The organism is Actinospica sp. (genome assembly GCF_035552695.1).
Taxonomy (GTDB): domain Bacteria; phylum Actinomycetota; class Actinomycetes; order Streptomycetales; family Catenulisporaceae; genus Actinospica.
Genome location: NZ_DASZKT010000276.1, coordinates 22,405 through 47,364, shown reverse-complemented (window position 1 = coordinate 47,364; position 24,960 = coordinate 22,405). Strand labels below are relative to the sequence as shown.

Annotated in this window: 25 protein-coding genes; 14 read left to right on the top strand and 11 right to left on the bottom strand. The window is 69.8% G+C overall.

Annotation, left to right across the window (positions count from 1 at the left end; genetic code table 11):
• The first annotated feature begins 69 nt into the window (after nt 1–69).
• Nucleotides 70–1,422, top strand: coding sequence for a CaiB/BaiF CoA-transferase family protein (locus tag VG296_RS31565; RefSeq protein ID WP_325572174.1), 1,353 nt, complete (start codon nt 70–72; stop codon nt 1,420–1,422).
• A gap of 535 nt (nt 1,423–1,957) precedes the next feature.
• On the opposite strand, the gene VG296_RS31560 is transcribed toward VG296_RS31565, so the two are convergent.
• The 3 genes from VG296_RS31560 to VG296_RS31550 form a co-directional block, all read right to left on the bottom strand.
• Nucleotides 1,958–2,593, bottom strand: coding sequence for a hypothetical protein (locus tag VG296_RS31560; protein WP_325572173.1), 636 nt, complete (start codon nt 2,591–2,593; stop codon nt 1,958–1,960).
• Nucleotides 2,594–2,695: 102 nt separating this feature from the next.
• Nucleotides 2,696–4,147, bottom strand: a complete 1,452-nt coding sequence (locus VG296_RS31555; RefSeq protein WP_325572172.1) for a hypothetical protein — start codon at nt 4,145–4,147, stop codon at nt 2,696–2,698.
• A gap of 167 nt (nt 4,148–4,314) precedes the next feature.
• Nucleotides 4,315–4,923 carry a hypothetical protein gene (locus VG296_RS31550; protein ID WP_325572171.1) on the bottom strand — a complete coding sequence of 203 codons (609 nt, stop codon included), beginning with the start codon at nt 4,921–4,923 and terminating at the stop codon, nt 4,315–4,317.
• A 169-nt stretch (nt 4,924–5,092) separates the two neighbouring features.
• On the opposite strand from VG296_RS31550, the gene VG296_RS31545 reads away from it, so the two are divergent.
• The 4 genes from VG296_RS31545 (at nt 5,093) to VG296_RS31530 (ending at nt 9,487) form a co-directional block, all read left to right on the top strand.
• Nucleotides 5,093–5,983 carry an aminoglycoside phosphotransferase family protein gene (locus tag VG296_RS31545; protein WP_325572170.1) on the top strand — a complete coding sequence of 297 codons (891 nt, stop codon included), beginning with the start codon at nt 5,093–5,095 and terminating at the stop codon, nt 5,981–5,983.
• A 112-nt stretch (nt 5,984–6,095) separates the two neighbouring features.
• Nucleotides 6,096–7,688, top strand: a complete 1,593-nt coding sequence (locus VG296_RS31540; protein ID WP_325572169.1) for an MFS transporter — start codon at nt 6,096–6,098, stop codon at nt 7,686–7,688.
• A gap of 93 nt (nt 7,689–7,781) precedes the next feature.
• Nucleotides 7,782–8,246: an SRPBCC family protein gene (locus tag VG296_RS31535; protein ID WP_325572168.1), complete on the top strand. Its 465-nt coding sequence runs from the start codon at nt 7,782–7,784 to the stop codon at nt 8,244–8,246.
• A gap of 71 nt (nt 8,247–8,317) precedes the next feature.
• The gene (locus VG296_RS31530; protein WP_325572167.1) at nt 8,318–9,487 is read left to right on the top strand and encodes a hypothetical protein; all 1,170 of its coding nucleotides are present in this window, start codon (nt 8,318–8,320) and stop codon (nt 9,485–9,487) included.
• Nucleotides 9,488–9,789: 302 nt separating this feature from the next.
• Here the strand turns inward: VG296_RS31530 and VG296_RS31525 are convergent, their stop codons facing one another.
• From VG296_RS31525 to VG296_RS31510, 4 genes are all read right to left on the bottom strand, one after another.
• Complete coding sequence (locus VG296_RS31525) at nt 9,790–10,614, bottom strand: FAD:protein FMN transferase (RefSeq protein ID WP_325572166.1); 825 nt, start codon at nt 10,612–10,614, stop codon at nt 9,790–9,792.
• Nucleotides 10,615–10,623: 9 nt separating this feature from the next.
• On the bottom strand, nt 10,624–11,142 hold the full coding sequence (locus VG296_RS31520) for an FMN-binding protein (RefSeq protein ID WP_325572165.1): 519 nt from the start codon (nt 11,140–11,142) through the stop codon (nt 10,624–10,626).
• Nucleotides 11,143–11,154: 12 nt separating this feature from the next.
• Nucleotides 11,155–12,549, bottom strand: coding sequence for a ferredoxin reductase family protein (locus VG296_RS31515; protein WP_325572164.1), 1,395 nt, complete (start codon nt 12,547–12,549; stop codon nt 11,155–11,157).
• 78 nt (nt 12,550–12,627) lie between these two features.
• The gene (locus VG296_RS31510) at nt 12,628–13,287 is read right to left on the bottom strand and encodes a MerR family transcriptional regulator (RefSeq protein ID WP_325572163.1); all 660 of its coding nucleotides are present in this window, start codon (nt 13,285–13,287) and stop codon (nt 12,628–12,630) included.
• A gap of 79 nt (nt 13,288–13,366) precedes the next feature.
• Between VG296_RS31510 and VG296_RS31505 the strand changes: the two genes are divergently transcribed.
• Complete coding sequence (locus VG296_RS31505; RefSeq protein ID WP_325572162.1) at nt 13,367–13,852, top strand: DUF4188 domain-containing protein; 486 nt, start codon at nt 13,367–13,369, stop codon at nt 13,850–13,852.
• 49 nt (nt 13,853–13,901) lie between these two features.
• Here VG296_RS31505 and VG296_RS31500 read toward each other — a convergent pair whose 3' ends face one another.
• Nucleotides 13,902–14,108, bottom strand: a complete 207-nt coding sequence (locus VG296_RS31500; RefSeq protein WP_325572161.1) for a zinc ribbon domain-containing protein — start codon at nt 14,106–14,108, stop codon at nt 13,902–13,904.
• 83 nt (nt 14,109–14,191) lie between these two features.
• Here VG296_RS31500 and VG296_RS31495 point away from each other — a divergent pair, with 83 nt between their 5' ends.
• From VG296_RS31495 to VG296_RS31465, 7 genes are all read left to right on the top strand, one after another.
• The gene (locus VG296_RS31495; RefSeq protein ID WP_325572160.1) at nt 14,192–17,035 is read left to right on the top strand and encodes a Na+/H+ antiporter subunit A; all 2,844 of its coding nucleotides are present in this window, start codon (nt 14,192–14,194) and stop codon (nt 17,033–17,035) included.
• Nucleotides 17,032–17,610, top strand: a complete 579-nt coding sequence (locus VG296_RS31490) for an NADH-quinone oxidoreductase subunit K (RefSeq protein WP_325572159.1) — start codon at nt 17,032–17,034, stop codon at nt 17,608–17,610. Before VG296_RS31495 ends, VG296_RS31490 begins: the two co-directional genes overlap by 4 nt.
• A 73-nt stretch (nt 17,611–17,683) precedes the next feature.
• Nucleotides 17,684–19,303, top strand: a complete 1,620-nt coding sequence (locus tag VG296_RS31485; protein WP_349259774.1) for a Na+/H+ antiporter subunit D — start codon at nt 17,684–17,686, stop codon at nt 19,301–19,303.
• A complete protein-coding gene (locus VG296_RS31480; RefSeq protein WP_325572157.1) occupies nt 19,300–19,839 on the top strand; it encodes a Na+/H+ antiporter subunit E in 540 nt (179 codons plus the stop codon). Before VG296_RS31485 ends, VG296_RS31480 begins: the two co-directional genes overlap by 4 nt.
• A gap of 3 nt (nt 19,840–19,842) precedes the next feature.
• Complete coding sequence (locus VG296_RS31475) at nt 19,843–20,223, top strand: monovalent cation/H+ antiporter complex subunit F (protein ID WP_325572156.1); 381 nt, start codon at nt 19,843–19,845, stop codon at nt 20,221–20,223.
• Nucleotides 20,220–20,507 carry a monovalent cation/H(+) antiporter subunit G gene (gene mnhG, locus VG296_RS31470; RefSeq protein WP_325572155.1) on the top strand — a complete coding sequence of 96 codons (288 nt, stop codon included), beginning with the start codon at nt 20,220–20,222 and terminating at the stop codon, nt 20,505–20,507. The genes VG296_RS31475 and mnhG overlap by 4 nt, the downstream gene beginning before the upstream one ends.
• A 72-nt stretch (nt 20,508–20,579) precedes the next feature.
• The gene (locus VG296_RS31465; RefSeq protein WP_325572154.1) at nt 20,580–21,431 is read left to right on the top strand and encodes a DMT family transporter; all 852 of its coding nucleotides are present in this window, start codon (nt 20,580–20,582) and stop codon (nt 21,429–21,431) included.
• A gap of 3 nt (nt 21,432–21,434) precedes the next feature.
• On the opposite strand, the gene VG296_RS31460 is transcribed toward VG296_RS31465, so the two are convergent.
• Complete coding sequence (locus VG296_RS31460; protein ID WP_325572153.1) at nt 21,435–22,358, bottom strand: Ku protein; 924 nt, start codon at nt 22,356–22,358, stop codon at nt 21,435–21,437.
• Between the two features lie 138 nt (nt 22,359–22,496).
• Here VG296_RS31460 and ligD point away from each other — a divergent pair, with 138 nt between their 5' ends.
• Nucleotides 22,497–23,366, top strand: coding sequence for a non-homologous end-joining DNA ligase (gene ligD, locus VG296_RS31455; protein ID WP_325572152.1), 870 nt, complete (start codon nt 22,497–22,499; stop codon nt 23,364–23,366).
• Nucleotides 23,367–23,408: 42 nt separating this feature from the next.
• On the opposite strand, the gene VG296_RS31450 is transcribed toward ligD, so the two are convergent.
• Nucleotides 23,409–23,807 (bottom strand): hypothetical protein, encoded by a 399-nt coding sequence (locus VG296_RS31450; protein WP_325572151.1) that lies wholly within the window; start codon nt 23,805–23,807, stop codon nt 23,409–23,411.
• 43 nt (nt 23,808–23,850) lie between these two features.
• Nucleotides 23,851–24,897 carry a LacI family DNA-binding transcriptional regulator gene (locus VG296_RS31445; protein ID WP_325572150.1) on the bottom strand — a complete coding sequence of 349 codons (1,047 nt, stop codon included), beginning with the start codon at nt 24,895–24,897 and terminating at the stop codon, nt 23,851–23,853.
• Between the last annotated feature and the right edge of the window lie 63 nt (nt 24,898–24,960).

Here is a 24,960-nt window from a genome sequence, read left to right as displayed (position 1 = left end):
GGCTTCGTGCATTCGGGGCAGCACCACGCGGACGCGCCGAGACTGAGGCCCCGGCTCTACGCTGGCGGGATGGCGAGCCCGGGTGGACACGACGGACCGTTGGCAGGGCTGCGCGTTCTGGAGATCGCGAGCCTCGCGCCCGCACCTTTCGCGTGCACGGTGCTCTCCGACCTCGGTGCGGAGGTTCTGAGGGTCGACCGCGCTCCCGTGGCGCCACCATCGTCGCAGTCGCAGTCGCAGTCGCAGTCGCAGTCGCAGTCGCAGTCGGATTCGGATTCGGATTCGGAGACGCGGTCGCAGGCGCAGATGCGGTCGGAGACGCGGCCGCTGACGCGTTCGTCGGACGCCGCGCGCCAGGCGCATGGCGCCGCATCTGCCGCGAGTGCACCTGCGACTGCCGGAGGTTCAGGTGCGGCTGCGGATCCGTTGAGCCGGGGGCGGCGGTCGGTGGCCGTGGACCTCAAGAATCCGCGGGGCGCCGAGACTGTTCTGCGGCTCGCCGAGCGAGCCGACGTCTTCGTCGAGGGGTTCCGTCCCGGTGTCTGCGAACGGCTGGGGATCGGACCGGAGCCCTGCCTGGCCCGCAATCCGCGGCTCGTCTACGCGCGGATGACCGGGTACGGGCAGGACGGTCCGCTGGCACAGCGTGCCGGGCACGACATCAACTACCTGTCGTTGGCGGGTGCGCTCGAGCCGCTCGGCCCGGCGTCCGGACCTCCGCTTCCGCCGCTGAACTACCTGGCCGACTTCGGCGGCGGCGGGATGTTGCTCGTCGTCGGGATCCTGGCGGCGCTCTGGGAGCGCGAGCGCTCCGGTGCTGGTCAGGTCGTCGACGCGGCGATGGTCGAAGGTACCGCAATGATCACCTCCATTCTGCATACGTTGCGTGGCGCGGGGCTTTGGGACGAGCGTCGCGGGCGGAATCTGTTCGATGGATCAGCTCCCTTCTATGCCGCGTATGAGTGCTCGGACGGGCGGTTCATCGCGGTCGGCGCGCTGGAACCGCAGTTCTGGGCGGAGTTGTTGGCCGGGCTGAGACTGCCGGACGCCGCCGAGCTTGTGCGACGCCAGCATGATCGGGATAGCTGGCCTGAGGTTCAGGCTCGTCTGGCCGCGATCTTCCGCATGCGGACACGAGACGAGTGGGCGGCACACTTCGCAGAATCAGATGCCTGCGTCACACCCGTGCTCGGCCCGTTCGAAGCGCACGAGCACCCGCACAATGCGGCTCGCGGCACGTTCGTGGAGGTGGACGGCCAGCGAGGGCCTCAGCCCGGACCCGCGCCGCGGTTTTCGCGCACGCCGGGCCGTGTCGTCTCACCGCCGCCTTTCGCCGGTCAGCATACGGATGAGGCCTTGGGAGAGTGGGGCCTGTCCGTGGAGGACATCGGCGCGCTAAGGGAGCAGGGGGTCGTCAGCTAGCGGATCCACAGCGCGACGGACGACGTTCGGGCCACGGCGGGACGACGGTGGAACTACGGCGCGGCGACGGTGGCGTGCGCAGCCGTCGCCAGCGAGGTAGCGCCGAGGGGCCCTCTCCAGCAGCACCAGCGCCCGCGATGGAGCGGTGGCGGCGGCCGTCGCTGGCGATGGCGAGTGCCGATGGAGTGCTGGTGCAGACGAGTACCGACGATGTGGCGCCGATGGAGCGGTAGTGGTAGAGGTAGCCGTCGCTGGTGATGCGAGTGCTGGTGGAGTGCTGGTGCCGACGGTTGCTGGCGATGCCGCGCCGATGGAGCGGTAGCGGCGGCGGTCGCTGGCGATGCATGCCGGTGGAGTGCTAGTGGCGACGTTTGCTGGCGATGTGGTGCCGACGGGGCGGTAGCGGTAGCCGTCGCTGGTGATGCGAGTGCCAGTGGGGTGCTGGTGCCGACAGTTGCTGGCGATACTGCGCTGATGGGGCGGTATCGGTATCGGTAGCCGTCGCCGTCGCTGGGGATGCTGCGCGGGTGGAGTGTTAACGGGGTGCGGGGCGGTCTAGGCTCCAGTGGCGGCTGGTCGAGGTGATCCAGCCGTTGCCGTCTTGCCTGGGGCGGACCGCGAAGCGGGAGATCGTGCGCTGGCCGCCTTCGAGGTCCGTGTAGAGCAGGTCGACGCCGAAGGGCAGTCGGTGCTCGGAGTCCTCGCAGAGGGCGGCGAAGGCGGGGTCGTCCTCGCTGCGGATAGCCGCGTGCCAGTAGCCCACGTCGTTGGCCGGGATGTAAAGGTCGCGGGTCTGCGGACGGAAGTCCTCGGTGGGCCGGGTCGGCTCGGTGGCCATGCGTACCCGCTCGCTCGGGTCCCAGCCTTGAAGCACCGCGAGGCCGGTGTTCACGTTGCGGAGCGAGATCGCGAGGTAGAGCGTGCCGTCGATGAGCTCGATGTAGGCGCCGCCGCCCTCGAGCATCACGTGGTGGCCGTCGACCCAGATCACCTTGTCCGGGCGATCCTCGAGCCGGGACGGGAGCAGCACAGGCCTGATGCTCGCCAACACGGCGCGTTCGGCCGCCTGCGCGGAACGGTTCGCGCTGCGGATCGAGGTGAAGGCGGCGGCCGCGAGCACGAGGGTGCCTGCGGCGGTGGCCAGGTTGGAGAGGGAGGCCCACGAGGTCACAGGGTGAAGTGTAGATGGTCATGTTCTCTTCTCGATGGGTGAGAGGTGAGAGAAGTCGGTGGTGGTGCGGGGCTGGGAGTGGAGTCGGGAGCGGGTCGGGGGTCACGGGCAGGAGGAGCAGGCATCGGGTTCTAGGGGGAAGGCGGCGCGGAAGCGGGTGCCGGGCTCGGGTGGGGTGGCTTCGCCGCTGGGGGCCGTGCAGGTGAAGGCGAAGAGTTGGCCTTCACTCATGGGCTGCGGGATCAGGCTGCCGAGGCGCCAGCCGCGGAGGATGGAATCGCGGGGGTCCGAATGAGCGGGGATGGGAGGGGAGCCAGCGGGGGCGGAATTGGGAGTAGGTATGGCACGGAATGCGGCGGCAGTGGGGGTTTCTGCGGAGGGCGTGGCATCGAGCGCGGCGGCGTGGGTTGCGGCGGCTGCTGCGGCGGGTGTGGCCCCGAGCGTGGCCGCGTGGGTTGCTGCGGTGGGCGTTGCTGCGGTGGGTGTGGCACTGTGCGCGGCGGCGGGGGCGCAAGCGGAAGCGGGTGTGGCACTGTGCGCGGCGGCGGGGGCGCAAGCGGAAGCGGGGGTGGCACCGTGCGCGGCGGGGGGAGCGGAAGCGGAAGTCGGCGTGGCACCGTGCGCGGCGGGGGTTGCTGCCGCGGGCGTGGCACCGAGCGCGGGGGCGGAAGCGGAGGCCGGCGTGGTACCGAGCGCGGCGGCAGGGCGTGCTGCCGCGGGCGTGGCACCGTGCGCGGCGGGGGTTGCTGCGGCGGGCGTGGCGCTGGGGCTGTCCTTGGCCTTGGGTTTGCGGCGGGGCGGGAAGAAGGCGGGGTGCGACCTTGATCGCAGCGTCAGGGTGCCGGGGCGCTCGGCGAGGCTCGCTATCGCCAGCAGGACTACGGTCATCTGCTCACCGCCGTCGTCCGGGAAGGCGATCACCTTGCCGCATCTCGAATACGGCAAGGTGTAGTCGAGGTCTCCTTCCGGGTGGGTGACGTGGATGTGGAGGTCATGCTGGCCGTCGCCGGCGCCGTCGGCGATGGCCATGAGGATGTGCGCGGCTTGGGACATTGCGCGCTGGGCGGCCTCGTGCGGGTTCTCGTGCAGATCCGCCGCGCTGTAGAGGGTGGGCATCGCCGCCGCCTGGAGAGTCTCGGCGCGGACGTGGGCCCGGAGGTGCTCTAGGACCTGAGTTATCGGCTCGCCGGTCCATGGGCGGGTGAGCGGGCCCAGTTCGGCGACGAACCTCTCGTACTCCTTGAGCGCGCGCGGGCTGTCCCGCGGCAGGCCCGCGGCGTCGGCGCGGGTCTCGAACTGATCCGGCATCAGCGGGCCCACGAGCACCTGTCTGCCTGCGCGTGCCGCCGCGCGCAGGCGTCGTTCGATGTCGACGAGGTAGGACTGGTAGCTCTTGAACTCGAAGAGCGGGTTCTGTTCGGCGAGGGCCCGCCATTCGTCCTCGTCGGCGAGGATCGCGATGCCGGTGACGTGGGCGGCCTTGGCCCGGCCGCGCTTGCCCGCGAGGTTCGCCGCGGTGCTGAGGTACGTGTCGATTCTGGTGGTCTTGCCCATGGTCGCCTGACCCGCCCATCTGGTCTTCGGGGTCCGCGGGTGCGGACCCCTGCTGAAGACCAGCGTGCGGGCCGATGCCCCGCCACGGCGGGGGAGAGCCGGTATTTCAGGCAGAGAGAGTCAATGTAGGTATGTATGACCGGAGCGTCACGGGTAGCCCGGCTGGGCTATTCGTCGGATCCGGGCGGCCAGTCGGTGCCCATCGGCAGCGTCGCCGTCGCCTCGAGCGGGCTCGGCGCCGGTTCGGCTGAGCTCGATGACGAGGTGCCGCCACCGCCGAAGACGCACGCGACCACACCCGCGATCGCACCGACGATGAAGCCGAGCGAAAGGCCTTGCGGCACGCTGTCCTGGAACGCCTTCGCCGCCGGCCCGGCGATTCCCGCGAACGCCAGCGGGGTGCACGCGGCGGCCGCGATGCCGCCCGCGAGCGTCACCATGCCCCACGTCGTGAACAGCGTCGCCAGGCGCCCGCTGCCCCTCGTCGCCCAGGCCACCAGGAGCGCCGTGCCGAGGACGAACACGACGTTGAACACCAGCGGGGCCAGGTAGTGATCCAGGTTGTTCGCCCCACTCGGCTCACTGAACCGCCAACCGGTCAGCAGCAAGGGCTGGAACAGCACCCCCGTCCAGCCGCTCAGGCCGTCGCTGCCCGCCCGCGCGGTGCGCCAACTCTCCAGAGCCTGGTTGCCCAGGCCGGCCGTCACCAAGAGCGTGATCAGCGTGGCGCTGCTCGTCGCCCCCGCGCGGACGCGTGCCAGCGGTATGGTCGCCATCCTCCTCGCCTCCTCCATCGGGAAATCCTCGCCGCACGCAAGGGGATGGCCCCCGCGGCCCGACGGCTTGGTGCCCCGCGCGCGTGATCGCAGAACCCTTGGCCAGGTGACGATCGGGGAACGTTCCACTTCGCGCGCCCAGCGGCCAAGATCCCGGTACGGTGCGGGGATGGACGTGACGGACGTGATCGACGAAGACCTCGTACTCGGGCTGCTCCGCGAGCAGCGGCCGGATCTCGCGGGCCTGCCGCTGCGGCGCGTCGGCCGCGGCTGGGACAACGAGCTCTGGCGGCTCGGCGACGAACTGGCGGTGCGCATCCCGCGGACGGAGCGTGCGCCCGAACTGCTGCGCAAGGAACACCGCTGGCTGCCCGAGATCGCCTCCCGACTGCCCCTGCCGGTGCCCACGCCGCTGTACCTCGGCGAGCCGTCCGCACTCTTCCCGCAGCCGTGGACGGTCGTGGCCTGGGTCGCGGGCGAACCGGCCGACGGCGCGGAGATCAAGAATGCGGAATCCGCGGCGACATTGGCCGAATTTCTCAGAGCCTTGCATAGTGAGGAACCCCTGATTGCTCAGGGTGATCGCAGCAAAGGCGACGGTCTTCGTAAAGCCTCCTGTGAATTCGGTGACGATTTGATCGAGCTGATCGGTGATGATCAGGCCCGGATGCTCGGGGAAATCCTGCGGGACGGGCAGGAGGCACCCGAATGGCAGGGCCCGCGCGTCTGGGTGCATGGCGATCTTCACCCCGCGAATGTCGTCACGAAGGACTGCGCGCTCACCGGGGTGATCGATTTCGGCGAACTCGGCCCGGGCGATCCGGCCGCCGACCTCGGTGCCGTCTGGACCCTGCTGCCATCGGGTTCCACCTCGGCGTTCTTCGAAAACTACGGCGAGGTCGACGAGGCCACGATGCGCCGCGCCCGCGCCGGCGCGATCTACACCGGCGTCTTTGTCGTGCAGATGGCCCTCAATGGATTGCGCGGACTTCCCGGCGGCAAACCGGGATGGCTCGCCGCTGGACGAAAAGCCCTTGATCGGATTGTCGAGGTGTGTTAGTCAGAAGGGTCAGGGGTGGTGGTGGCCCTGCCCGCAAGATCGGGTATTCCCGCTGCTACCTTCAATGAAGGGGCGCGCCAATCGGGGGCGCCGTGCGGCGAAGGAGCCGTCCGTGTCCGAAACGTCAGAGACCTTCGACCCCGTCATATCCAATACCGCGGACGCGGCTCCGGCCGTGGACACCGCCCTCGCGCCGGACGCGACCGCGCCCGATCCCCGGCGCTGGTGGAGCCTCGTCGTCATCGCGCTCAGCCAGTTGATGATCGTGCTCGATATCACGGTCGTGACCATCGCGCTGCCCTCCGCGCAGGCCGCCCTGCACATCGCCCCGGCCGACAAGCAGTGGGTGATGACCGCCTACACCCTCGCCTTCGGCGGGCTGCTGCTGCTCGGCGGCAAGATCGTCGACTTCGTGGGGCGGAAGAACACACTGATCATCGGCTTGATCGGTTTCGCGGGGGCCTCGGCGCTCGGCGGCGCGGCGGTCAGCGGCGGCATGCTCTTCGGCGCCCGCGCGGTGCAGGGCTGCTTCGGCGCGATCCTCGCCCCGGCCGCGCTTTCGCTGCTCACCACCACCTTCACCGATCCGGACGAGCGGGCGAAGGCCTTCGGCGTCTTCGGCGCCATCGCGGGCGCGGGCAGCGCGATCGGACTGATCCTCGGTGGTGTGATCACCAACTACCTGACCTGGCGTTGGACCATGTACGTCAATGTCATCATCGCGATCGTCGCGGTGGCCGGCTCGATCATGCTCGTCGTGGACCGCGCGCCGCGGCACGTCGTGAAGATCGACTACGCGGGGACCGCGCTCGGCTGCGGCGGTCTGCTCGCCCTCGTCTACGGCTTCACCAAGGCCGCGAGCGACGGCTGGAGCAACACGACGACGCTCGTCCTGTTCGCCGTCGCGATCGTCGCTCTCGTGCTGTTCGGTATCGTGCAGAACCGGGTGAGCGCACCGCTGTTGCCGCCGCACATCGTTGTTGAACGCAACCGAGGCGGCAGTTTCGCGTTGATGGCCCTCGCTGCGATCTCCATGTTCGGCGTCTTCCTCTTCCTGACCTACTACCTCCAGGGGATCAAGGGATATTCGGCACTGCGCACCGGCTTCGCGTTCCTGCCGATGAGCGCGACGCTGATCTTCGTGTCCGTGGCGATCGCCGCGCGCCTGCTGACGAAGCTGCCGCCCCGGATGCTGCTCGTGCCCGGCATGCTGATCGCGGCCGGCGGCATGGCGTGGATGACGAAGATCTCGGTCGGCGGCTCGTACGCGACCCAGGTACTTCCGGCCGAGATCCTGCTCGGCCTCGGATTCGGCCTCACCTTCATGCCGGTGTTCGCGACCGCGACCTCGGGTGTCGCGCCGCAGGACGCGGGCGTGACCTCGGCGGCGCTGAACACCGCGCAGCAGGTCGGCGGCTCGATCGGCACGGCGCTGCTGAACACCATCGCGGTCTCGGCGACCTCTACCTACCTGACCACGCGTCTGCTGCCGCCGGCATCCGTCGCGCAGAACCCGGTGACCGCCAGAACCCTGAAGCCGCAGGTGCTGCTCGGGGAGGCGCAGGCCCAGGTACACGGCTACGTGCTGGCGACATGGGCCGCCTTCGGCTTCCTGGTACTCGCGGCCGTCATCGGCGGAATCCTGATCAACGCCGGGCCGATGTCCGAGGAGAACATCCAGGCAGGCATGGGCGGCGGGGGCTGAACAAGGCTGTCCGACGCAGGCACTAGGCTTGGCACCGGTCGGCCGCAGACAGCGGGCGGCCGGTGCCGAATCCCGCTTTTCGAGGAGCCCCGCATGTCCCAGGTCCGCGCCGTGGCCGCCGCGCATATCCACGCCCCGGTCAAGCAGGTGACCGACGCGCTCGCCGACTATGCGACCGTGCGGCCGGAAATCCTGCCCGCGAACTACTCGGACTACGCCGTGCGGACCGGCGGCGTCGGTGCCGGAACCGTCGTGCACTGGAAGCTCGCCGCCACCGAGAAGCGGATCCGCGACTGCGAGATCACGGTGACCTCCCCGGAGGAGGGCGTGCTGGTGGAGTCGGACGCCAACTCCTCGATGGTGACCACGTACACGGTCGTCGCCTCGGATGACGGCCACGCGAGCATCGTCGTCGAGACCGTGTGGAACGGCGCCGGCGGCATCGGTGGCTTCTTCGAGCGGACCTTCGCGCCCCGGGCGCTGGTGAAGATCTACGACGAGACGCTGGCGAAGCTGGCCGCGCGGGTGCAGACCGACGACTCCCTGGAACAGGACTAAGCACGTCGTGGAACAGGACTAAGCACGTCGCGGCGGGTGACGCGGCGTCAGGGCCGGTATTCTGCTGGGCCATGAGCGCCGCCGAACCCGCTGCCGCCGCGACCAGTCTCGCCGCGGACGCCGCCCTGCCGAACCGACCCTGCCTGTACTGCGGACGTCCGGTGCCGCAGCGGGCGAGCGCCGGGCGGCCGTTCCAATACTGCCGGGACAACGACGACGCCTGCCTCAAGGCCGCGCGAAACTCCCGTCAGCGGGAGCGGCACGCGCCCGGCCTGCCGGGACAACTCGCCCAGACCTGGGAGCTGGTGGACCGGCTGGACCAGGCCGCGGCGCTGCTCGCCAACTCGATCAACGGCGAGTTGTCGGCCGCGGGCGTCGAGTCGAGGATCGCCGCAGCGCGTGCGGAGGCCGCCGCGCAATCCGCGACCGCCGCGGCGGAGGCGCGTGACGCTCAGGCTGCCGCCGAATCCGCACGTGCCGACACGCAGACGGCGATCGCGCGGGCGGAGCAGGAGAGCGCGCGCCGCGAAGAGGCCGAGCAAGAGGCTCGTGACGCGCAGGCCGCCGCGGCGCAGGCACTGGACGAGGCGGCTCAGGCGGCCGTCCGCGAGGCCGAGGCGACGCAGCGTTGCACGCAGGCGCAGCACGAAGCTCGCGAGCACGCGGCCGAGGCGCGGCAGGCAGAGCAGGACGCGCGTGACGCCGAGTCAGCGCGGGACACGGCGTTGGGCCGGGCCGTGGCCGCACAGAGCGAGGCGGAGCAGGCCAAGGAACAGTCGGTGCGGGAGGCTGCGGCGCGCGAGCGAGCCGAGGCGGCGGCACGTCAGGCCTCTGTCGAACGTTCCGAAGCGCTGGTGGAAGCCGAGCGGGCGCGGGCCGCGGCGGACATGCAGCGTGAGCGCGCCGAGGCCGAGGCCGCGAGGGCGGCGTCGGCGGACGAGCGCGCCGCCGGGCTCGGCCACTCACTCCAGGCGGCGCACGCGGAGACGATGGAGGCACGGCTGCAGGGCCAGCAGGCGTACGCGGAGCGGGACGCGGCCGTGGCGCAGTTGAAGTCGGTCCAGGACGAGGTCGCGCGGCTGCGGGCTCAGCTGGATGCGGAGCGGGCGCGGGCCGATGAACTGACGGGGCGTCTGTTGGATCTCAGTGCTCGATTGACGCAGGTTCCTGCTCAGGCCGCCGCGCAGGCCGAGACGTCGGATCTTGCGCAGGCCGACGCCGAGGTCGAGGTCGAGAAGTAGAAGGCAGAAAGAGGGGAACCCCGCGCCGGGCATGGCTCGGTGCGGGGTTCCGGTGTTTGTGGTGCGGCCTTCGCTTGGGGTGTGGCCGGGAAAGGGGGAACCCCGCGCCGGGCAGTGCGCGGGGTTCCGGTGTTTGTGGTGCGGCCTTCGCTTGGGGGAGCGTTTGTCACCACGGTCCGGCGGCCGCGGTTGCGACCTCCGATGCCTCCATCACATCGTGTCGGACGACCCTATCCAAGCCCGTTTCTCGACGATCACCCCCCAGAGTGACCGAATGTCCTCTGGAAGTCCCCTCCGTGTCCTCAGCTGGGCCGCAATAGTCCGTGCAGCGCGGGCGCGTAGTCCTCGAAACCTTCCGTCCACCACACGCCCTGCGCGTCGTCCACGGTGCAGCCCTGATACGGTCCGCGCGCGCCGAGGTTCGCCAGGAACGCCCGAGCCCGCTCGCCGAGCGCGAGCACCGCCGTCGCGTAGCCGTCGGCCAACGCGAGGTCCGGTCCGACGACCGTCACCTGCGCAATGCCCTCGGCCGGGCGACGACGCAGCGGATCCCAAATGTGCTCACCGCGCTGGCGGGTGCCGGACGTCGCCACGGCTCCGTCCGCGACCGTGAGTCGCGCGATGATCTGGTCCGGCCGGTGCGGGTCCTCGACGCCCACGCTCCACGTCGCGACGCCGTCCGTCCGCAGTCGCACGTCGCCGCCCGCGTTCAGCAGGTGCGCCGTGACGCCACGCTCGACGAGCAGGTCGGAGGCACGTTCCGCCGCCCAGCCCTTGACCGCGCCGCTGGGGTCGAAGTTCGGGGGATCGCCCACGAGCCACGCGTCGAACGCGCCGTCGGATTCGTGGCGCAGTTGCGCACACAGGCCGAGCACCTCGCGGAAGTCCTCCGCCTCGTGCGCCGCGAGGTCTGGCTGGTGGTCGAGGTCCGCGGGGCCGAGCAGTCCCTCGCGGATCCTCGAGACCGGGCTGCCCGGGATGAACGGGGAGTAGATCTCTTCGATTCGGCCCAGCAGCTCGCACGCTTCCTGCCACGCACGCTCGAACAGACCTGGATCGACCGAATCGGGCGCCGCGATCGAGAAGACGGTGCCCATCAACGGCTTCGCGTCACGGAGCAGGGCCACGGTCGCCTCCTAGAGGCCTGCCTGGTCAAGCGCGGACTGCAGGGACTGGGCGTAGCCCTGCGAGGTGTACGTCGCGCCCGAGATGACGTCGATATTCGCACTCTGTTTCGACAGCGCCTCGGACTTCAGTTCGGGCACCGCGATCTGCACGATCTGGTCTTCGTAGCCGCCGCGGTCGGGGACTTGCAGGACGACGACATTGGTCAGCTTGCCGCCACTGACCACGGCCTGGACCTGCACGTCTCCGTACTGGGTGCTCTCCGCGGCGCCGGTGAACGTGCCGCTCTTGCCGCCCGATCCGGTCTTCGCCGCTGAAGCCGGCCCCGAAGCGGCCGCGGATCCCGACGCGCCGGCCGACGGCGCGGGCGTGCCGCCGGCCGTCGTCGAGGCTTGGTTGTTGCTCGTACCGCCGCTGAGGGCGCTGCCGCCGAGCGCGGTGGTGCCCGTCGTGGTGGCGCGCGACTTGAACGACAGCAGCAGGCCGAGGCCCACTGCCGTGAGCACTAGCGCTAGTACGACTTTTCGCATGACCTTCCCTGTCTAGAAGTCGAAGGACTCGATGTGAATTCGGCGGTTCGGCACCTTCGCGCGATGCAGGCCCCTGCGTGCCGAGTGCACGAGGCCGGGCGGACCGCAGAGGTACACGTCGCGCTCGGCGAGGTCCGGCACGAGCTTGCGCAGCTCGGCGGCGGAGAGCGGGTCCGGCTTGGTGTGGCGGGGACCGAGCAGCGGGAACAGCCCGAAGCCGCGTTGCCGGGCGATCTCGGCCAGTTCCTCATAGAGCGGCAGTTCGGCCGGGGTGGACCCGCGGTAGAGCAGTACCGCCGAGCCCCCGCCGCCCGGCAGTGACTCGAACAGCGCGCGCAACGGCGTGATCCCGACGCCGCCCGCGATCATGAGCACCTTGCCACCCGTACTCGGGTCGAGCCGCCGCGCCGTGAACGCGCCGTACGGTCCTTCGAACCAGACCCTCGTGCCCGGACGCAGCTTCCTCAGCGCTCTGCTCCCATCGCCGAGGTCCTTGACCGTGATCCGCATACGCCGGTTCTCCGGCGCCGCGGAGAGCGAGTACGGATGCGACTGCCACCAGTGCGCACGATCAAGGAATCGCCAGCGCAGGAACTGGCCGGGCTGGATCCGCAGCTGGTTCAGATTACGACCCGTCAGGTGCAGCGAGACGACGCCCTTCGACTCGCGCACGACGCCCGCCACCCGCACGTCGTGCCGCAGCGAGCGGCGGATCGGCACCAGAATGCGGAAGTAGACCAGCAGCACGGCGACCAGCACGTGCGCGGTGACCCAGATCATCCGGTTGCGCGCCGAGGTCGAGAACTCGGCGCCGTTGGCGAACTCGTGCGAGAAGGCCAGGCCGATCGCCAGATAGACGTAAAGATGGATGTAGTACCAGGACTCGTAGGCCATCCGGCGACGTACGGCCCGCGCCGAAACGATGCCGACCCAGATCAGCAGGCCGAGCGCGGCCGTGGCCATCAACACGTCGGGATAGCCGAGTTCGAGCGTGACGGTCTCGCTGACCGGGTTCGTGTGCGCCGTCAGCGCGTAACCGAGGATGATCAGCAGGGCGTGGCAAACGGCGAGCGAGACCGTGTACTCGCCGAGCGCCCGGTGTACGCGCGTCAGCACGTCCGAGCCGACCCGGTGTTCGAGCAGCGGTATTCGGGCCATCAGCGCGACGAGTACGAGTAGCAGATACGCGGCGAGCATGCCGAGCACGCGGCCGGCGCCCGTGACGAGACCCGCGGAATTCGACAGCGAGCCCGGCGTCGTGTCCTGCCACCAGATGGACACCACATAGACGGCGCCGAGCCCGATCGTGGCGACGAGGGCGTAGGTCCACACACGGCCAGGCCGCGGCAGCACGGTGGTGCCGGCGGCGGGCCGGGCGGCACGATGCCCCGGCGTGGTCGTCGTCATGTTCCCACTTTGCCTCAGCCGTCTGAATGAAATGGCCTTCAGACTGGAGAATCGGCTAAGAAAAGATGTTGGAACTCGTTAAGCGCCGGTGGCCTCGCCGGCCTCGCCGCCTTCGAGCAGTTCGGTGGAGACGCTCTGCTGGGCCAGCAGCCGCAGCGCGTTGAGCAGGGACTCGCCGAGGACGGTGCCGATGACGACGCCGCGCACGATCTGGTCTTCGGAGCCCATCGAGAGCACGGCCTCGACCTCCCGGCGCGCCATCGGCTCGACCGCTTCGAAATAGACGTCGATCAAGGGGTAGAGCTCCGGCATGTCCGTGGCGACCACGGCGGCGACCGCGTCGGCCGCTTGCTCCAGCGCCGCGCAGTGCTGTTCGTGGACTTGCCAGCCACGCTGCTTCGCCATGTCCAGCACGAGGGCGCGCGCATCGTTCCACGCGGGCTCGCCACGGTTCGGCGCGGCACGCCGGGTGACGGCGTCGTGCGCGGCGCCGAGCACGTCGTTGAGCGGGAGCCGCGGGTTGTCGGACGCGGCGAGCACGGCGTGCACGTCGGCGACGCTCAGGCGGCCGACCTCGACGAGGGCGCGGATGAGGCGGAGCCGGGCGAGGTGCTCCGGCCCGTATTCGGCCTGGTTGCGCGCCGTTCGCTCGCCCGCGGGCAGCAGGCCCTCACGCAGGTAGTACTTCACCGTGGGCAGCGGCACGCCGCTCGCCGCCGACAACTCGCTGATCCGCACGCTCGTCACGCTCCTCTCTTGACAGGCTACCCGGAGGGAATGGATAGTGAAGCTATCCGCTATCCATGAGGGGGCAGAAATGGCCAAGGTCGTGGCCGGCCGCATGTCGGCCGATATCGAGGGGGACTTCGTGGTCTTCCTGATCGGAATGCGCTTCAACCGCCCATGGCGCGTCGCGAAGAACGTGTTCGCGTTCACGGCCATGCCGCGCATGCTCAACTACCTGCGCAAGCACCCCGAGGCGGGGCTGCTGCACGCGATGCTCGCGATCGGGCCCGATGGTCCGGTCGTCATCCAATACTGGCGCAGCGTGGAGCAGTTGGAGGCCTTCGCGCGCGACGCGCGGGCGCCGCACCACCCGGCGTGGAAGACCTGGAACCGGCTCATCGGGTATCAGAAGCCGTACGTCGGCATCTGGCACGAGTCGTACCAGGTCAAGGCCGGTCAGTACGAGTGCCTGTACGGCAACATGCCGCGCTTCGGGCTCGCGCGTGCCGCCGAGCACGTGCCGATCGAGCGCAAGGGGAGCACGGCCGCCGAGCGACGCGGCGTGACGGCGGGCTGACAGGGGCCGGTTGAGGGCCGCCGGAGAACGGCGTCCTGGGGCGAAAAGCCTACGAGCAGCAAGCCCCGCCGCAGCAGCCGCCACCGGCCGCGGGCGCCGGGCCGCCGGCGCGGCCGCCGACCGAGATCGCGGAGAAGAGCTTGACCGTGTCCGTGTGCCCCGCGGGGCACGTCGTCGGCGAGTTCGCCTCGGCCATGGGACGGGTCTGCTCGAACGTGGCGCCGCAGGAGCGGCAGCGGTACTCGTATCGCGCCATGCCTTGAGTCTATGGGCTGAGACCGGGACTGGCCACGGCGTGTCGCATCTATGAATAAATAGGGTGTAACGGATAATCAGGACGTGCTGTGGTTGGTAGCCGTGCATGCTCTGGGTGCCATCCTCGCGCCGTTGCTGGTGCGCAAGCTCGGCCGCTCGGCGTTCCTCGTCCTCGCGCTGGCCCCGGCCGCGGCCTTCGTCTGGGCCCTGACGCAGACCTCGCGGATCATCGACGGTCCTCCGATCGAGCAGGTCACGCAGTGGGTCCCGGCGTACGGCGTGTCCCTCGCCTTCCGCCTCGACCCGCTCGGGCTCGTCCTGCTCTACCTCGCCGGCGGGATCGGCGCGCTCGTGCTGGTGTACTGCGCGCGCTATTTCGACTCGGACGAGCCGGGCCTCGGGTTGTTCGCCTGCTCGCTGACCGGTTTCGCCGGTGCGATGATCGGACTTGTCCTGGCCGACGATCTGATCCTGCTGTTCGTGTTCTGGGAACTGACGACCATCCTGTCGTTCCTGCTCATCGGCCACTACGCGGACCGGTCCACGGCGCGCCGGAGCGCCCTGCGAGCGGTGACCGTCACCACCTTCGGCGGGCTCGCGCTGCTCGCGGGCGTGGTGATCCTCGGCCAGGACGCGGGCACCTACCGGCTGTCCGCGATTCTGGCCGGCCCGCCGCACGGCAAGGCAGTCACCGCCGCGCTCGTGCTGATCCTCGTCGGCTGCTTCGCCAAGTCCGCCGTCTTCCCCTTCAGCCAGTGGCTGCCCGGCGCGATGGCCGCTCCGACTCCGGTCAGCGCGTACCTGCACGCCGCGGCGATGGTCAAGGCGGGCGTCTACCTCATCGCACGCCTCGCCCCGGCGTACGGCGCCGACCCGACCTGGCAACGGCTCTGTCTCGCCTTCGGCGGCGCGACGATGCTGCTCGGCGGAATCAGGGCACTACGCGAGAACGACCTCAAACGCGTGCTCGCCTTCGGCACCGTCAGCCAACTCGGCTTCCTCACCGCCGTGCTCGGCGCCGGACAACGCGACACGGCGTACGCAGGCCTCGCGATGCTCCTCGCGCACGCCGTGTTCAAGGCCCCGCTCTTCCTCGGCGTCGGCATCATCGACCACTGCACCGGCACCCGTGACCTGCGCAAACTCTCCGGCCTCGCGGGCTCGCTGCCCGCGCTCTGCGTCGTCATGTGCCTTGCCGCCGTCTCGATGGCCGGGATCCCGCCGCTGCTCGGTTTCGCGGCGAAGGAATCAGTTCTCGACTCGTTCGTCGTCGGCGCGCGGCACGGGTCGCACGCCGACCCGTTCGTCCTCGCCGTCCTCGTCGCGGGTTCCGCGCTCACCGTCGCGTACACGTGCCGCGTGGTGTGGGGCGCGTTCGCCCGCAAGCCGGGAGTCGAGGACACTCCGGTGCACGCGGCGGCGTGGCTCACGCTCGGCCCCGCAGCGCTGCTCGCCCTCGCCGGGCTCGCTCTCGGCATCGGCGCGCCGTTGCTCGACGACTTGCTCTCCGGATACGCCGACGCCGTGCCGGGGCAGCACCACGTCCATCTGTACGCGGCCGGATGGAGCGGATTCGGCCTACCGCTGCTGCTCTCCGCGATCGCCTGGGCCGCCGGCGGCGCGCTCTTCATCGCGCGCGAACCGCTGCTGCGCTTTCACAAGAGTCACAAGCTCCCCGAGGGCGAGGACATCGTCAACAACCTGCTGCTCGCGATCGAACGCGCATCGCTGCAGATCACGGGCTCCGTCCAGCGCGGGTCGCTCCCGGTCTACGTCGGCAGCGTCTTCCTCAGCGCGGTCGCGCTCGGCGCCTGGGCCCTGGCCTACGGCGCGCCCTGGCACCTGCCGCACCCGGCGCCATGGTGGTCCTCGCGCACGCAACTGGCCGTCGCGATCCTCACCTGCCTCGCCGCGATCTGCGTGCCGCTGCTGACCGGACGGCTCGCCGCCGCGCTGGTCACCGGCGTCAGCGGCTTCGCGGTCGCAGTCCTCTTCCTCGTAGAGGACGCGCCCGACCTCGCCTTCACGCAGCTCGCCGCCGAGACCGTCTCGCTGATCGTGTTCGTGCTCGTACTGCGCCGCCTCGACCCGAGTTTCGTGCGCACGCAGCGGATCAGCCGCCGCGCCGCGCACCTGTTGCTCGCCGTCTCGGCCGGGACCGTGCTCAGCGCGCTGACGTACGTCGGCGCAGCCGCGCGCCGTGCCCCGCCAGTCGCAACCGGATACACCGAGCTGGCCCACGAATCCGGGCTCGAGAACGTCATCTCCGCGATCATCGTCGACTTCCGCTCCTGGGACACACTCGGCGAAAGCAGCGTCATCGCGATCTGCGCGGCCGGGGTCACGAGCCTCGTCTTCGCGCGACGCGCGGCGAGCGCGTTCGTCCGCCGACCGCCGCGTGCCACGGCGCCCGGGGACGGCGGCTGGCTCGCCGCACGCCCCGCCGCCGTTCTCCAGCGCTCGCTGCAACTCGAGGTCGTCGCGCGGCTGACCTATCACACGATTCTGCTCGTCTCGCTCTACCTGCTCCTGCACGGCGAATACGGACTCGGCGGCGGCTTCGTCGCGGGCCTGCTCGCCGGGCTCGGCCTGACGATGCGTTATCTCGCCGGCGGGCGCTACGAACTCGCCGCGGCGGCACCGGTCGACGCAGGCGTCCTGCTGGGTCTCGGTATGGCGCTGTCCTCCGGAACGGCGCTTCTCGGCTACGCGTGGGGCAACACGGTGCTCGCGCCCGGGCACTTCACCGTCCACCTCCCGGTCACCGGCAACCTCACCGTGCACAGCTCACTGCTGTTCGACATCGGCGTGTACGTCCTGGTCTTCGGCCTGGTCCTGGACATCCTGCGGTCCTTCGGCTCCGAGCTCGACCGGCACATCGCCGCCGACCGCAGAGCCGCTGCCGAACCCGCGCGGGAGGGAGCGTGAACGCGGCCAGCCTCAGCCTGATCTTCACCGGCGGACTGCTGGTGACCTGCGGCGTCTACCAGCTGATGGCGCAGAGCCTGACCCGCCTCGTTCTCGGCCTGATCATGACCGGCAACGGGCTCAACGTGCTGATCCTCGCGGCCGGCGGCCTCGGCCCCGCCGACGTGCTCACCCAGGCGATGATCCTCACCGCCATCGTGATCACGCTCGGCATGTCCGCGTTCCTTCTCGCCCTGGCGTACCGCAATTGGCAGCTCAACGGCGACGACCTCGTGCAGGACGACGTAGAGGACCGCCGCATCGCCCGCGCCGCGCACCGCGAGGACCTGCGTGGCGATCTGCGGACGCAGCGTGCCGCGTACCGCGCGGATCGGCGGGCGGCGCTCGAAGCCTCGCGTGCGCGCAAGCACGAACTACGCGAAGCCCTCCGCGAGGCACGACGTGAGCTGCGGGCCCGGTCCCGGCTGCAGCGGGCCATCGCCGCGCGCGCCGAAGACTACGAATACCTCGAAGAGGAGACCGAGTCGGACACCGACTTCGAACGCCCGCCCACGAACAGAGGAGGTGGCACGTGAGCGAGCTTGCGAGGGAACCAATGGGCACAGTTCGCGCGCGAATGCGCCCATCGAGTGCTGGCGAGGCGGCCGCATGAGGGCATTGGTGCCACTCCCGGTTCTGCTCCCGCTCTTCGCGGTCGGCGTCAAATTCGTGCTCGGACCACGCCGCATCCGAATGCAGACGTTCATCTCGCTCGCGGTCCTGTCGGCGGACACGGTCATCAGCACAGTGCTGCTCGTCGAGGCCGACCGGCATGGCCCAATCGTCGTACAAGTCGGGAATTTCGCTGCTCCGCTCGGGATCAGCCTCGTCGTCGACCGCTTCTCCGGACTGATGCTCGCGGTCTCCTCCGCGGTGACCCTCTGCGTGCTGCTCTATTCGCAAAGCCAGCGGTCCGCCGACGAGAACGAGGATGAGACCGGGGCGCCGCTGGCGATCTTCTATCCGACCTACCTCGTGCTCGCCGCCGGGATCGCGGACAGCTTCCTCGCCGGAGACCTGTTCAATCTCTACGTCGGCTTCGAGGTCATGCTGACGGCCAGCTACGTGCTCATGACCATCGGCGGGAGCGACGCTCGAATCCGCCACGGCGCCGTCTACATCATGGTCGGCGCCGCGTCCTCACTGCTGTTCGTCGCCGCGATCGCCGTCGCGTACGCGGCATGCGGCACCGTCAACCTGGCCGACCTCGCCGTCCGCCTCGCCACGGTCGCGCCCGCCGCGCGCCTGGCCGTGCAAGTACTGCTGATCACGGTATTCGCGGTCAAGGCGGCGGTCTTCCCGCTCTCCGCCTGGCTACCCGACTCATATCCAACCGCGCCCGCGCCGGTGACCGCCGTGTTCGCCGGATTACTCACGAAGGTCGGCGTCTACTCGCTGATCCGCACGCAGACGCTGCTGTTCCCGCACGAGCGGCAGGCACCGCTGCTCTACACCGTCGCCGCGCTCTCGATGATCATCGGGATCCTCGGCGCCGTCGCGCAGGCGGACCTGAAGCGGCTGCTGTCGTTCACGCTCGTCAGCCATGTCGGATTCCTCGTGCTGGGCCTCGCGATCGGGTCGGTCCGCGCGCTGTCGGGCGCGCTGTTCTACGCGATCACGCACATCACCGTGCAGACCACGTTGTTCCTGGTCACCGGGCTGATCGAACGGCGCGAGGGGACCGCCGACTTCGGCCGCCTCGCCGGACTCGCACGGCTGGCCCCGGTGCTCGGCCTGCTGTTCTTCATCCCGGCGATGAATCTCGCCGGGATCCCGCCGCTGTCCGGCTTCGTGGCCAAGCTCGCGCTGCTCCAGGCCGCGGCCGCGGACGGCGGCGTCGGCGCGTACATCCTGCTCGGCGCGATGCTGGTCACCAGCCTGCTGACGTTGTACGCGATGACGAAGGTCTGGGCGCGGGCATTCTGGCGCGCACCCGGCGAGGGCCTGGGCAAGCTCGCCGACCGGCAGATCATCCTGCCCGGCTCCGAATCGATCGCCGTGATCCGCAGCACGGTCGGCGACGCGCGCGGGATCGGCGGCCGACGCATCTCCACCAGCGAGAGCTACCCGATCGGCATGCTCGGCGCGACCATCGCGCTCATCCTGCTCAGCCTCGCCTACACCGTCTGGGCCGGACCGATCGCCGAATACACCCAGCGTGCCGCGGCCGAGCTGCTGGACCCGAACGCGTATATCAATGCCGTGCGCGCCGTGGGAGGTACGCATTGAGACAGTTCCGCGGAATCAGCGCACGAGCGACGAGTCCGATCGCGGTCGTGTGGCTGCTCGGCGTCTGGCTGCTGCTGTGGGGGAGTGTCAGCCCGCTGGCGATCGGCAGCGGCCTGCTCATCGCAGTCGGGCTGCTCTGGTTCACGCCGCAACCGGCCGTCGAGATCGGGCTTCGTTTCCGGCCGCTCGCCGCTCTCAGCCTGCTGCTTTTCGTCACGCTCGACCTGTTCATCTCGAGCTGTCGTGTCGCCTGGCACGTCCTCACGCCGCGGCTGCCCGAGTCGGCGATCTACGACGTGCCGCTGCGGGTGCGCGGCGGCCTGATGATCAGCATGGTCGCGGTCGCGGTCACGGCCGTCCCCGGCAGCACGGTCGTCGACGCGCGCCCGGAGGACGGCGTGCTGGAGATCCATGTCTTCGACGCGTCGTCACCCGAGGCCGAGCACAACCTTCGTCGCGACGTGCGGTTGCTGGAACTGCGGATCACGGCCGCGTTCGGATCGCGCGCCGAACGCCAACGCGTGCTGGAGGGCTGAGGAATGACCATGGACAACGTCTGCCTCTACGGCGCGGCCGGGTTGCTGGTCGTGTCCGCGGCGTTGGTGCTCGTGCGCACGGTGATCGGGCCGACGGTGTTCGACCGCGCTGTCGGCCTGGACACGCTTTCCGCGATCTGCCTGGCCGCGATCGCGGTCGACGCCGCGCAGCACCACGACGGCGAATACCTGCCGATCCTGCTGCTGCTCGCGCTCGTCGGGTTCACCGGCTCGGTCGCCCTCGCGCGCTTCGGGGGCGGCGGCGAGGAGATCTCCGGCGACGACGGCTGCATCGGCCCCGGCGACCTCGATTCGCTGGCCGGAACACTCCCCGAACCGCTGCCGGAAACCGAGTTGGAGAAGCGCCGCGAGGAGGGGCTTTGAGCGCCGGGCAGATCGCGGATGACATCGGCGACGTGGTGATCCTCGGGGGCGCCTTCTGGTCGCTGATGGGCGGGATCGGACTGCTGCGGCTGCCGGACGTGCTCACCCGGATGCACGCGGCCACGAAGCCACAGGTGCTCGGACTGCTGATGATGCTGCTCGGCGTCGCGCTGCGGCTGCGCACCGCCGACGACATCACGACCCTGATCCTGGTCGGGCTGTTCCAGACCTGGACGGTGCCGGTCGCCGCGCACATGGTGGCCCGGGCCGCGCGGCGCCGCTGAGCCGACGACGGTGCCGAATCAGGACGGTAGGGGGCGGTAGACTCCCGGTAACTTACATTTCGGGAGTCTCACATGCCGTCGCTGCTCGCGGTGCTCGCCTCCGCGATCTGGGGAAGCAGCGACTTCGTCGGCGCCACGCTCTCCAAGCGTCGGCCGTCCACCGCGGTCGTCTTCCTCGGCGTCGTGCTCGCGACGACCGTGCTGCTGCTCGGCATCCCGCTCGTTCACCCGCCGTTCGGCGCCTACCAGTGGTACGGCGTCGCGGCCGGGACGGGCGGCGCGATCGCCCTGGCGTGCTTCTACAAGGCGATGGCCGCCGGCCCCATGTCGCTGGTCGCTCCGCTCTCGGCGACCAGCGCGGCCATCCCCGTGCTCTGGTCGATCGCACGCGGCGGCACCGTCGACCTGCTGCAGGGCTTCGGCATCATGGTCGCCTTCATCGGAGTCGTTCTCGCCTCAGGCCCGGAGTTGCGCGAGGGCAGCCTCGTCAGTCGCTCCACGCTGCTCTACACACTCGCCTCGGCCATCGGCTTCGGCTTGTACTACATCTTCTTCGCGCTCGGCTCGGCCACCAGCGTCTACGGCACGCTGCTCAGCCAGCGCATCGCCGGTGCCCTGATCCTCGCTCCGGTCGCGCTGCGTGGGCTGAACCGCGGCAAGAGCCTGGTCAACGGCCTGCAGTGGTCGCCGAAAATCGCCACGCTGTTCGTCTTCAACAGCCTCGGCGACGTCGCGGCCAACGGTATATACGGCATCGCGACCCGGCACGCCGGCCACAATCTGCCAGTGGTCATGGCGCTGTCCGGGCTCTACCCCGTGGTCAGCACGGTCCTGGCCTGGGCGCTGCTGAAGGAGCGCCTGCGCGCGGTGCAGAACGTCGGGATCTTCGCCGCGTTGGTCGGCGTGCTCCTGCTCAATGCCTGAACGCTAGCCGGCCTTACGCGGGCTCGTGGTCTTCTTGGCCGGGGCTGCCGTTTTCTTCGCGGGAGCCGCCGTCTTCTTCGCAGCGGCGGTTTTCCTCGCGGCGGTCTTCGCAGCCGTCTTCTTCGCCGGAGCGGGGCTGCTGCCCGTGGAGTTCTTGCGGGAGCGCTCGGACTCGATCGCGCGGCTGAGGATGTCGGTGATGTCGATGACGTTCGACTCCTCGACCTGCGGGGCCGGCGCCTTGGGCTTGGCGCCGTGCTGCTTGGCCTCGACCAGCGCCTCCATCGCTTCGCGGTACTCGTCGTGCAGGTCGTCGATGGAAAAGCCCTTGGTCACCTCCTCCAGCAGCGACTGAGCCATGCGCAACTCATTGGCGTGCACGTTGTCGCTGGGGGTACGGAGGTCCGCGCGGCGCACCTCGTCCGGCCAGAGCATCGTGTGCAGCACGAGCAGGTCGTCGACGACGCGCAGCAGCGCCAGGGACTCCTTGGTGGTCAAGGTGACTTTCGCGACGGCCGCCTTGCCCGCCTCGCGCATCGCCTCACGCAAAAGGACATACGGCTTGTCCGGAGCGCGCTTGCCGAGGCCGACGTAGTAGGCCTGGTCGAACTGCATCGGATCGAACGTGCCGGCGTCGACGAATCCCTGAACGTCGATCACGTGCAGGCTGGGCATCGGCAGGTCCTCGAGATCGTCCGCGGTGAGGATCACCTGCTCGCCCTCGTCGACGTCGACCCCCTTCGCGATCTCGTCGTACGGCACTTCCTTTTCCTCGAGCTCGCACACCCGCCGGTAGCGGATGCGTCCGCCGTCCCTCTCGTGAACCTGGTACGTCTTCGGGCCGGTGTGGACCTCGGTGGCCTTGTACAGCTGCACCGGCACCGAGAACAGGTTGACTGTGATCGATCCTGACCATGAGGCTCGCATACATGCCTCCATGTACGGGGATTCCCAGGTTATTTTCCGGACCCGCGATCTGCCACTTTTCGCCGGGTGGACAGTGCCTCATGGTCAGCGCCTCGGTGCGGCGATGCCGGTTCCACCGCGCGGCCATACCCTGGATTCATGCCCGACCGGATCCGCGCGCAGGTAGGGGACCGGCAGGTCACGGTCTCCCACCTGGACAAGCACCTGTGGGCGGACTTCACCAAGGCCCGGGTGCTGGACTATTACCTGAAGGTCGCGGACGTCCTGATCCCGCACGTGCGCCGTCGCCCGGCCAGCTTCGTACGCTGCCCGGCCGGAGTGGACGGACCGAGGTTCTTCACGCACGAGGTTCCGGACGGGCTGCCGGGATGGGTCGCCACCATCGAGAAGCGCCGGCACAACCATCTCGCGCTCGACGACGCCGCGACCTTGATCGCGGCGGTCAACGCGTACTGCCTGGAACTGCACGTTCCCCAGTGGACGGCGGAGATCGGCCCGGACCTGCACGATCGGATCGTGTTCGACCTCGACCCGGGAGAGGGGGCTGACATCACCACCTGCGCCAAGGTCGCGCAGCTCGTCCGCCGCCAGCTGCGCGCCGACGGCTTGAACTCCGTGCCCGTCACCAGCGGCGGCCTCGGCATGCACGTATACGTCGCACTCGATCCGCCCTGGCATGCAGATGACGCGGTCGGTTACGCCAGGGAGGTCGCGCAGCACCTCACCGCCGGGCACCGCGAACTGATCACGCACGTGCGCGGACCAAGCGCCCGCGCGGGCGGACGCGTCCTGGTGGACTGGGCGCAGAACCACACCAAGTCGACGACCGCCTCGCCGTACACGCTGCGCGTCCGCGACCACGGTCCGGCCGTGGCCGCGCCGCTGACCTGGCACGAAGTGGAAACCGGCGGCTCGGGCACCTTCGTGTTCACGCCGACAGACGTCATCGACCGGATCGCCGAGCACGGTGATCTCGCGCTCGGCCTGCTCGATCCGGCGCCGTTCTAACTTCCGCCGTTCTAACTTGCGCCGTTCTAGCCCTGCGCCGTTCTAGCCTGGCGGCGGCCAGAGCCGCGCGTCGTCGATGAGCGACCTCGCCTCGACCCACAGCGCAGACGGCACGGGCCCCTTCACCACGTACCAATGCACCTCAGGGCGTACCGGCCAGCCCATCGTCGTGCTCAGATCCTCTTCGAACAACGGCTGCAGAGGGGGTGGGAGTTCCAGGCTCCACCACTCGAGGAAGCTCGTCATACGCAGCGCCGCCGTGTCGTCGATGCAGATCACGGCCTCGGGGACGACGGACTTCGGCAGGCTGCGTTCGGAGGCGCTCAGGGTGAGGTGCACGACCTTGGGCTCGTAACTCAGGTCGGGCGGGGAGAGCGCCTTGATCTCGCCGTCCTCGACGATCCGCTCCCAGTGCGCGCGGCTCGTGAAGTGGTACAGCATGCCTCCAAGCCTCGCCCCCGCGCGGCCGGTCGGCATCCGGGCGCTACCGCCCGGCGCCGCAGGACTGGCGGATGACGAGGCGGGTCGGGGTACGAATCGGCGTGATGGGCGGGGTAGCTTCAGCCGAGTCCACAGCCCTCTTGTCGACGAAGGCGAGCAGGGTGTCGACGGCGGCCGCGCCCAGGGCCAGCGAGTCCTGGGCGACGGTCGTCAGCGCCGGACGTACCAGACCGGCGGCCTCGATGTCGTCGAAGCCGACCACCGCGATATCGCCGGGGACATCGAGCCCCGCGTCGGCGAAGGCGTGCATGGCGCCGAGGGCCATTTCGTCGCCTGCCACGAAAACCGCGGTCGGGCGGCGGGATTTCGGGAGCTTGGCGAGCCTGGTGCCGCAGGCGTAGCCGCTGTCCATGAAGAAGTCACCGTTTTGTACGAACGCGTCCGGGAGTTTGAGCCCGAGCTCGCCGACCGCCTGCTCGAAGCCCTCCAGCCGGTGTACCGCGGGCATCAGCTCGACGGGGCCGGTGATGGTGGCGATGCGGCGGTGGCCGAGGGCGTGCAGGTGCCGGACCGCCTCGACGGCCCCGGCGCGGTTGTCGGAGGTGACGCAGCCCGCGCGCGGACCGGCGACCTCGGCGTCGACGGCGACGCACGGCAGGCCGGACTCGAACAATGCGTGCAGCGCGGAGAGGTGGCCGTCGAGGCCCATCACGATGACGCCGTCGAGTTGGAACTCTCGGGCGGTTTCGAGGTACGCGCGCGGGCCCTGGCGGTCGACGTCGACGTTGAGCAGGATCAGGTGGCGCCCGGCGTCGTTGAGCGCCTGCTTGATCCCGACGAGCAGGGACAGCAGGAAGGGATGCCTGCGGCCGACGGTCTCGTATCCGCTGTCCCACAGCACGCCGACGGCGTCGGACCGGCCGCGGACCAGGGCGCGCGCGGACTGGCTGGGGCGGTAGCCGAGGCGCTCTGCGGTCTGCTGGATCTGCCGCCGCGTCTCGACGCTCACCTCGGGATGCCCGTTCAGCGCCCGGGACACGGTCGCCACGGACACGCCGCACTCCCGGGCCAGATCCTTGATCCCCGCCATGGTGACCGCCCCCGTCCCGCTCCGCTGATCGAAAACGTTTACGGCAGCCACTTTATCGCAGCA